Genomic DNA, 8978 nt, shown 5'->3' with positions numbered 1-8978 from the left:
ATGCAGAATCATCTGTAGGCTGAACTATCACGCTGGTCTCACGCAAAGTGCCCAGAAGTCGGATTGCGGCGAACAACGACCCGACGGTCAGCTCAATAGGGTTCTAAACCGCTCTTCAGGGAGTTCCTCTGCAAAAACTGCGTTGGCTTTCAGCGGCACACCCTCAAATATGCCAGCTTATCCATCCCCATCCGCGCGCTTGTGCAATAGAGCATTTTATAAACCGCTCACACCGTATTGTTCCTCACTGCGTTGATGCTCTTTTGGCTGATACTGCGCGTCGAGGTTGTAGAGTGATCACGGGATGACTGCTTATGGCCGTCTGCTGCCTGTCGCATCGGCAGCTTTTGGCGAATGCTGCCCCCTCATCATGCCCTTAACTCACGGGTGGCTCAGGACATCCGCCTCCCCCACTGCTACGCTTTCGGCTCATTCATTGGAGTCGAAACGATGCCCACTGAATATTCACTGCCTGATGTCCTTGAGCGTCTGTACCAAAACCAGCTCGCCTTAGAAGCGGCGGTGATGGAGTTGACGTTATGGATTGAGCGCCAGGGTACGACGGACACAGGCGACAATGTCCGCAGCGCGCTACAAACGATTGGAGAGAACGCCGGACACATCAAACAAGGCTTTGCAAAACTGAAAGCCCGAGGCCCACACTAATTAAGCTGTCCACGACGTTCCGCATGCCACTGCCTTGCTTGGACTATCTGCGCATACAGTCCGGGCCATCTGTCCGGCGCATAGGATGACCCCACACTTTACAGTCCGCCAGATACAAATCCCAAACTATGTGCTGGCAGGTAAAATGGCATAATATGCCAATAGTCGAAAGGTCCTGTATGACCAGAGTTGGAGCTAATCATGGCGACGCGAAACGTTGTGCTCACCCCCCACCAGGAACAGGTTATCCAAGACCTTGTGCAGTCTGGCCGTTATCAGAATGCCAGCGAAGTGATGCGGGAAGGTTTGCGGCTATTGGAACAGCGTGTCGCCGAAGACACCGCCAAAATTGAGGCCCTGCGTCTGGCGACCTCTATCGGCATCATGGACTTTGAGCAAGGGCGCTTTACTCAGTTGAACGAACGGGATCTGGAGCACTACCTCGAGGGCTTGAGCCTGGAGGCCGCCCTCCCAGCGCGCGAGAAACACTGACATGCCGCAGTATCGGATTTCGAACGCGGCGCGCGCCGACATTGTCGACATCCTCAGGCTCTCCCAAGCGCAGTTCGGCGATCAAGCACGCCAGCGGTATCAGGCGCTGATCCTCGCGGCGCTGCGAGCGATCGCCGACACGCCTTATCGCATTGGCAGCTACGAACGCGATGAGCTGGCACCGGGCCTTCGCAGCTATCACCTCATCCATTCACGACAGCAGGCCAAACAGCCCCATGGGGCGGTCAAGAGCCCTCGCCATATTGTGTTTTATCGTGTAGCAAGCGCCGACGTGATCGAGGTCGTCCGACTTCTTCATGACGCCATGGAAGGGCAACTGCACCTGCCCAACGACTGATGACCGACCTAGCTCAAAGGCTTAGCTGGCAATGAACAGCGAAGGTAAGGCGCCCGCATCTATATGCAACATGAGCGCCCTCGCTGCCATCCGACTCCGTGGCCCGTTGAAGCGAGAGGTTCTGGGGCCGACCGGACTATTGAGCCCCATAATCAGAGGCACGATGCTCAGCGCTGCGTACCACATTGAATGCTAAACAACCCCCTCTTAAGCGTTTTCCGTGGCTAGGCGCTTGGCATTACGCTCCAGTTGTTGATGGACACGCGGATCGATCTCCCTGGCGACCAGCGCCATTGCAACATCTCGCAGAGCATGAGCATCTCACGATCCCGATTTCAGGACATGTACAGAAAGACAGCCCAGACAACTCCGATTGAGGATATCGACTCATCTAACGACCAAAAGTTTGCCAGATACGGGTTGGTAATCCAGTATACGGAGGCGCACTGAATACCAGCCACGGCCACCCAGGCCCATGTCAGAAATCGCCATTCGCGATCGCTCGCGGACCCAGTGCGCGCGGGGGCACAACTGGGGGCACAATTCGATTTTTTCACGCTGTAAATACCGATCTAGAGCCAAGTCAAAATGTTTTTTGGCGATCCTGAGAGTCTCTAGGTGTCGTTGGGCAGGCTGTTCGGCTGATCATTTCTGCCTTTCACAAACCATGGAGCTCCATTCATTTCCGGTGGATTGCTACATCGGGGGCACATCTGAGGGCATGCTTTGGATGGTTTGAAAAGGATGCCCCCAGCCTGAGGCCCAACAATTCCATTCTCGAAGAGTCTCCCCTACGCGGTTCCCAACCGCCGTTGAGCGCTAGTCGATGACCTCAATTAATGGCTACACTTCCGTACGAAAACAAGTGGGTATAGTTGTGTGACCGCCAATCATGGTGGCGCACCATCAATGGATGTGTCCGTTAGCTTGCGCACTTCACAAACCCGCGCCCCAAAGCGGCGGCAAGTGATCGTGTACAACGACGCAGAGGGACGGCAGGACACTGCCTACGCCCCCCGTACCGCTGATGCAGGGGGGATCCGGCACATTCGCTCAAGTGCAGGAAATAGTCCGCCACTGTCGGCAAACACGGATGCTCTAACGGCGTGTTGAACCAGCGTTAACCGAGAGTCCCACAGACATATATCCCCGGATATGTCAGCCGTATCTAATAATGGGGGCGGAACGCTCCGTTTGACTCAGGTCGTTTTCAGTCAGGTCTCATTACTGATGCTTGAAATTACTGAGGATGGCTCACGTAAATGTTGCGACGTTCAGATGAAATACGTTAAGCATTAAATCTCGAGCTGAAATGACATTTCCATCCAAGATCGTTCAACTTTCCGATCATCTGCTCAGCCAAGCCATTGGCTCAAGCGTTAGAAATATTGGATACTGCCATTGCGCCAGCATCCATTTTTCAAGGTTGAAATGACACATGGCAAGGAAGAAAGCAAAAAACTCCGGTGGCACCGGCATACTTATTATTTTTGCGCTGGCATTCAGTGCTCTCGCTGCTATCCCCAAAAATGCCTGGATAGCGATCGGTGTCATAGCGGGTATCGGCACCATTATGTGGCTGCTGGCCGAACGTGGAAAACGCCGGCTCAATCAGCTTCAAGCATCGGCTGCAAAGAATGCACGCCCGCAAAAGCCACAAGGCTTGGGCGTAACGTTTTCCATGCGTGAAGTCTCGGCGAACAATAGGGACAATGAAGAAAGCTCCGAGTTTTATACGGTGCAACTCGGCTCACTCCCTGCCAATACCTTTAAAATTCCAAGTAGCAGCTCACAGAAGGCCGACGCCCGCTGGGTGCCTGCTGGCGAAATCATCGAAGTTGCTGGCTTCTCCCTGCCTAGAGGCATGTTTTATATCGGGAGCACACTAGGTAGCCGACATGATGCTCAAGAGCCTTCACTGATCAACCCAAAGCTTCGGATTGCCAAGAACTACGTCGACCTCAATGAGCGACTGATGTCTTATTGGCCGAGTTTTCACTCCATAACACCGCAAGCGCGACGCGGATACCTGCAATGGCTCGCAGGCGGGCGTAGTGATCCGTTGGCGGACACCGGATATGTATTTTTGTTTTTTTACGGTTTGGAACGTCGAGCCCTCATTGATCCCATTTACGATTCAAAGGTCATTAATGAGGTTCCTCTAATAGTCGACGAGGTCCGGCGTCTACTGAGTATTTATAGAGGAAATGGGTCATTCCGAGGCTATGCAGAAGGCTTCCTTGACTACCTAGGCAACCGCGCTGTTGACGCGAATCTCTACCTAGGCCAGCCACCCAATGTGGCCGATCACAGCTACGAAATGCCTCTGCCGCTGCGCATTGGTTTAGGTCAGCACGCGACCAATAAGCATCCGCTGAATGCCGATTGGGCACTGGCATGGGCGTTGGCCGACCCCAACATCAGTAAACGCACGCCAGTCGTACGCTGCAAAGACGTGTTTTCACGCTTGTTCAAGCTCAAGTACGAAAACACTTATCCTGCGGGCCTGACATTGGCGCAGAACAAAACCAAGCTCAAGGCCAGCTATCGCCCTGCCTCTGCCGTAATAAAGGCCCCAACGCTTACCCTGGGGGATCTACCTGACGTCATGGCAACCTCGGGCACACGTAAAATTTTGCAACTGCTGGTCGAGCAATGCACCAGCGAAGTTGAGCCCTACAGCCGTTATTTGGGAAGAAACCCTGAAAGCGCAGAGGCACTTGAGGGGCTCCTGCAGCTTCCTGTCGCGCTCTGGCCGAAGGCAGCCCACGACGAATTGGATGAGTTACAGTCCAGGATTGGTAACGACCTGGTCGTCATGAGTTTTGGAGAGCTCGCAGGGCGCTTTAAAAGCGCGGGCGCATTGTCTCGAGACAAAGTACTCGCTCTGGCCCGCGCATTGGAGTCGCTGCATATTGGAATGGAACCCGACGTACTGGGGGGTAGCAAGACGCCAAAAGCCGAGGACCGGATCGCGTTGTTTGTAACCCAGCCTGAAGATGGATCACTCCGTGCGTCTGCTGCATACAACGCCGCATCGGTAACCCTTGATTTGGCCAGTGCGGTGGCTTCGGCCGACGGTGATACCTCCAACGAAGAAATCACACTGCTTGCTCAGCATATCGACTCATGGAGTCACTTGAGCGGTGCCCATCACAAACGCCTCAAGGCACATCTGCAAATCCAACTCCAACAACCGCCGACGCTTGCTAGCCTTAAGAAAAAGCTCGATCCCTTGCCCGTCGATGCAAAACGCACCATTGCCGGCTTCCTCGCTCATCTGGCGCAGGCCGATGGCATCGTCAGCCCTACGGAAGTGAAGTTGCTGGAGCGTGTGTATAAGGCACTGCAATTGGATAGCCAGTTGCTTTACAGCGACCTCCATGGGGCGGCAGCCGGTGTGGGTATTGCCGTGACGCCTGCCACCACTTACCCATCCGCCGAACCCGGCGCGCAGCCTGCCTCATCTTCGAAACAAGGTTTCGTCCTTGATCATGATCGGATTGCACAGCTTCAGCGGGAGACGGAGGAGGTCTCCGCCCTCCTCGCCAGGGTGTTCACTGAGGACCAGGTTGAGGAGGCGGAGCGGCCGACTGAAAGCGCTGAACCGAATTCGGAGTCGAGCGCGGACGTGCCTGGGCTTGACCTGGAACACTCGGCCTTCCTCCGCCTGTTGATCTCTCGCCCGGAATGGAGCCGCGCAGAACTGGAAGCCGCTGCCAGCGACATGGAGCTGATGCTCGATGGCGCTCTGGAACAAATCAACGACATGGCTTTTGAACGGTTCGACATGCCCGTCACAGAAGGCGACGACCCGGTCGAGATAAACACAGACATCCTGGAAGAATTAGCCCTATGAGCACTATCAGAGCCAAGGATCGCGATGCGGTCATTCAATCGTTACGCGCGGGCGTAGTGCCACGTGTTGGTCAGCACCTGATTCAGGTTGGCCGTGTGGGTGAGCTTGATGCGCTGATCAAGGATGTCGAACGTCTGGTGGAGAGCGGATCAGCGTTTAGGGTGGTGATAGGCGAGTACGGCGCAGGTAAAACGTTCTTTCTGAACCTGGTTCGTGCTATCGCCATGGAACGAAAACTCGTGACCATGCATGCCGACTTGAACCCTGACCGCCGGTTGCATGCCACTGGGGGGCAAGCTCGCTCGCTTTACTCCGAACTAGCCAAGAACATGTCAACGCGCACAAAGCCTGACGGTGGTGCCATGCAAGGCATCGTGGAGAAATTCATCTCCCAGGCCAAAACAGAAGCCAAGGCAGCGGGTACCGACAGCGAGACAGTTATTCGTAAGCACTTGGCCGAGTTGACCGAGATGGTCAATGGGTACGACTTTGCCGAGGTGATCGCTGCCTATTGCCGCGGTTTTGAGGAAGGCAATGAGCAACTGAAGGCCGACGCCATTCGTTGGCTGCGCGGAGAATTCACCACCAAAACCGATGCCCGCGCTGCCTTGGGCGTGCGGACCATCATTGATGACGCCTCCGTCTACGACCAGCTCAAGTTGCTATCCAGATTCGTCAGGCTCGCAGGGTTCGGTGGCCTGATGATCTGCCTCGACGAACTGGTTAACCTCTACAAACTGGCGAATACGCAGGCTCGTAATGCCAACTACGAACAGATCCTCCGCATCCTCAACGACTCATTGCAAGGGTCATCCGAAGGGTTAGGTTTCGTGCTGGGCGGCACGCCCGAGTTTTTGATGGACACTCGTCGAGGGTTATTCAGCTACCCTGCCCTGCAGTCGCGATTGGCTGAGAACTCGTTTGCCAAAACCGGACTGGTGGATCTCTCAGGGCCGGTCATTCGCCTTACCAGTCTTACCCCTGAAGACTTCTACGTACTGCTTCAAAAACTCCGCCACGTATATGCCGGCGGCGATGCTGAAAAGTATTTGCTGCCTGACGAGGCGCTTCCTCTGTTTATGGCTCACTGCAACCTACGCCTAGGGGAGGCCTACTTCCGCACACCGCGTACCACGATTACAGCGTTCATCAATCTACTGGCCATCCTGGAGCAAAACCCAGGGGCCGATTGGCGAACACTGTTAGGGGCAGTCGAGGTCGCCAAGGATTCCGGCGGTGAAGATGATATGAAGGTCGATGCGGACGATGAACTTGCCACCTTCACACTCTGATTCATCAGGCTTCGAACAGCTAGAGCCCCGGATCCAGCGCTGGATTTGGGCTGAAGGTTGGACCTCCCTTCGCGACGCCCAGGAATGGGCCGTGCCTGTTCTGGTGCACGCCGATCAGGACGTCATCATCGCCGCAGCAACAGCCGCTGGCAAAACCGAAGCCGCCTTCTTGCCCATCCTGACGAATCTGCTCAATAACGATGATCCGCCTGGCGCGGTGCTGTATATCAGTCCGCTCAAGGCCTTGATTAACGATCAATGGGACAGGTTAAGCCGACTCTGTGAGCAGCTTGAGATCCCTGTGGTCGCTTGGCACGGAGATGTTTCATCCAGCAAAAAACACCGTTTTCTCAAATTATCTGAGGGCGTGCTGCTAATCACTCCCGAATCTCTTGAAGCATTGTTCGTCAACCGTGGCTCAAGTCTCGGCGGGGTATTCCAACACCTGCGCTATATCGTCGTGGACGAACTACACGCTTTCATCGGCAGTGAGCGAGGCAAACAACTTCAGTCATTGATGCACAGGGTTGAACTTGCTGCGGGGAGGCGCCTCCCCAGGGTTGGGCTTTCAGCCACCCTCGGCGATATGAAGATGGCGTCAGCGTTTTTGCGCCCAGCCAATGCCGATAACGTTACCGTTATTGAATCAAAAACCGCTAACCAGACACTTCAGGTGCAAGTTCGCGGCTACATTCAGCCGCCAATGAGCGAGCTTAAAAAGAAACCTGCCCAACCCAATGAGCAAGAGGGGAATGAAGACGAAACGGAAAATGAGGCAAGCCCCGACTTCGCGATTGCTGAGCATCTCTACCAAGTACTACGCGGCAGCAATAACTTGATATTTCCGAATAGTCGGTCACAGGTTGAATTGTACGCAGATCAACTGCGCCGACGATGCGAGAAAGACGGCGTGCCCAACGAGTTCTGGCCTCATCACGGCAGTCTCTCGAAAGACCTGCGGGAGCAGGCTGAATATGCACTGAAAGCCGGCGACCGGCCGGCATCTGCGATTTGCACTACAACACTTGAACTCGGAATAGACATCGGCAGTATCAAAACGGTGGTGCAAATTGGTTCCCCACCTTCCGTGGCAAGTCTGCGTCAACGTTTAGGGCGTTCCGGCAGACGCCCAGGAGAGAAAGCAACGTTACGCGTTTACTGTAAAGAATCACCGCTCACGGATAAATCTGGCTTATCTGATCAATTACGCCAAGGGTTGGTACAAACCATTGCCATGGTTCGACTGCTGACCAGAGGTTGGTTTGAACCTCCCAGAACGCAGGGCATTCATGCCTCCACCTTGGTTCAGCAATGCCTTTCCATCATTGCTCAATGCGGCGGAGCTTCGGCTGCCGACCTATGGGAAAACTTGATTGCTGAAGGCGCATTTCAAGGTATTGAAAAGCCAGACTTTGTGAAACTACTCAAATCTCTGGGTGAGCACGAATTGATTGTCCAGGACAGCTCAGGATTGCTGCTGCCAGGAACAGTTGGCGAGCGCATGATCAATCACTATGAGTTCTACAGCGCATTCACCAGCGATGAAGAATTCCGTCTGGTATGCGACGGTAAAGCCTTGGGCTCGGTCCCCGTTAGCCGTCCGCTGACCAAAGACCAACGCATTATCTTCGGTGGCCGTCGATGGCAGGTGCGTGATGTTGACCTACAGGCCAAGGTCATCATTGTCTCAGCGGCACGCGGCGGTGCTCCTCCACAGTTCGATGGCTTGGGCGCAATGGTACATGACGCCGTACGTGATGAGATGCGAGCTGTCTTGGCGGACTCCAGCCCCTGCCCTTTTATCGATCAAGGTGCCAAAGCTTTACTCGACGAGGCCCGGAAAACGTTTGCCTTATTGGGGCTTGGCGAGCGGTATCTTATCGAGTCTGGAGGGAAATGTTATTTGATTAGTTGGTTGGGTGATTACGCCAATGACGCGCTAAGGCTGCTGCTTAATCATGCGGGCCTTTCTTGTGATAACTCGGGTCTGGCTATAGAGATCGATGCGAATATCGATCAGGTAAGAGAGGCGCTCACAGTTGTTGGGGACTTGGACCCAAGTGACCTTAATTCGATTTTAGAGGACGTACAGAATATGTTGCGCGAAAAGTGGGATTGGGCTTTGCCGGAATCGTTGCTGGTGAAGTCTTTTGCTTCCATATCGCTCGATATCTCAACCGCTGTTTGTTTTGCCCAGAGACAGTCGATGATCTGAATCTAAACCTTGAGAGGTTGATGTGTTCGGGCAATCCCCTGTGCGAACAACACCCAGGCATTCCCAGGCGAATCTCCTACCATATGCACGGCGCCA

The 8978-nt window shown here is 54.4% G+C and carries 6 protein-coding genes; all 6 read left to right on the top strand.

All coding sequences use genetic code 11. The annotated features are described in order from the left end of the window. The first annotated feature begins 450 nt into the window (after positions 1-450). The gene (locus WBR57_RS23665; protein ID WP_122542925.1) at positions 451-666 is read left to right on the top strand and encodes a hypothetical protein; all 216 of its coding nucleotides are present in this window, start codon (positions 451-453) and stop codon (positions 664-666) included. A gap of 201 nt (positions 667-867) precedes the next feature. Then, the gene (locus tag WBR57_RS23660) at positions 868-1158 is read left to right on the top strand and encodes a type II toxin-antitoxin system ParD family antitoxin (RefSeq protein ID WP_053139070.1); all 291 of its coding nucleotides are present in this window, start codon (positions 868-870) and stop codon (positions 1156-1158) included. Between the two features lies 1 nt (position 1159). Next, positions 1160-1516 (top strand): type II toxin-antitoxin system RelE/ParE family toxin, encoded by a 357-nt coding sequence (locus WBR57_RS23655; RefSeq protein WP_122542927.1) that lies wholly within the window; start codon positions 1160-1162, stop codon positions 1514-1516. Between the two features lie 1438 nt (positions 1517-2954). Beyond that, positions 2955-5375, top strand: coding sequence for a TerB N-terminal domain-containing protein (locus tag WBR57_RS23650; protein WP_424087167.1), 2421 nt, complete (start codon positions 2955-2957; stop codon positions 5373-5375). Then, positions 5372-6667: an ATP-binding protein gene (locus tag WBR57_RS23645; protein WP_424087165.1), complete on the top strand. Its 1296-nt coding sequence runs from the start codon at positions 5372-5374 to the stop codon at positions 6665-6667. The genes WBR57_RS23650 and WBR57_RS23645 overlap by 4 nt, the downstream gene beginning before the upstream one ends. Beyond that, positions 6642-8882 (top strand): DEAD/DEAH box helicase, encoded by a 2241-nt coding sequence (locus WBR57_RS23640; protein ID WP_424087163.1) that lies wholly within the window; start codon positions 6642-6644, stop codon positions 8880-8882. The genes WBR57_RS23645 and WBR57_RS23640 overlap by 26 nt, the downstream gene beginning before the upstream one ends. Positions 8883-8978: the final 96 nt, after the last annotated feature.

Origin of the sequence: Pseudomonas sp. (assembly GCF_049590575.1) — a bacterium.
Taxonomy (GTDB): domain Bacteria; phylum Pseudomonadota; class Gammaproteobacteria; order Pseudomonadales; family Pseudomonadaceae; genus Aquipseudomonas.
The sequence above is the reverse complement of the archived record's forward strand: the minus strand, read 5'-3'. Positions and strand labels throughout refer to the sequence as shown.

What these genes read in the sequence shown, in the direction of transcription:
- WBR57_RS23665 (WP_122542925.1), top strand. Translation starts at nt 451, where the DNA reads ATGCCCACTGAATATTCACTGCCTGATGTCCTTGAGCGTCTGTACCAA.
- WBR57_RS23660 (WP_053139070.1), top strand. Translation starts at nt 868, where the DNA reads ATGGCGACGCGAAACGTTGTGCTCACCCCCCACCAGGAACAGGTTATC.
- WBR57_RS23655 (WP_122542927.1), top strand. Translation starts at nt 1,160, where the DNA reads ATGCCGCAGTATCGGATTTCGAACGCGGCGCGCGCCGACATTGTCGAC.
- WBR57_RS23650 (WP_424087167.1), top strand. Translation starts at nt 2,955, where the DNA reads ATGGCAAGGAAGAAAGCAAAAAACTCCGGTGGCACCGGCATACTTATT.
- WBR57_RS23645 (WP_424087165.1), top strand. Translation starts at nt 5,372, where the DNA reads ATGAGCACTATCAGAGCCAAGGATCGCGATGCGGTCATTCAATCGTTA.
- WBR57_RS23640 (WP_424087163.1), top strand. Translation starts at nt 6,642, where the DNA reads ATGAACTTGCCACCTTCACACTCTGATTCATCAGGCTTCGAACAGCTA.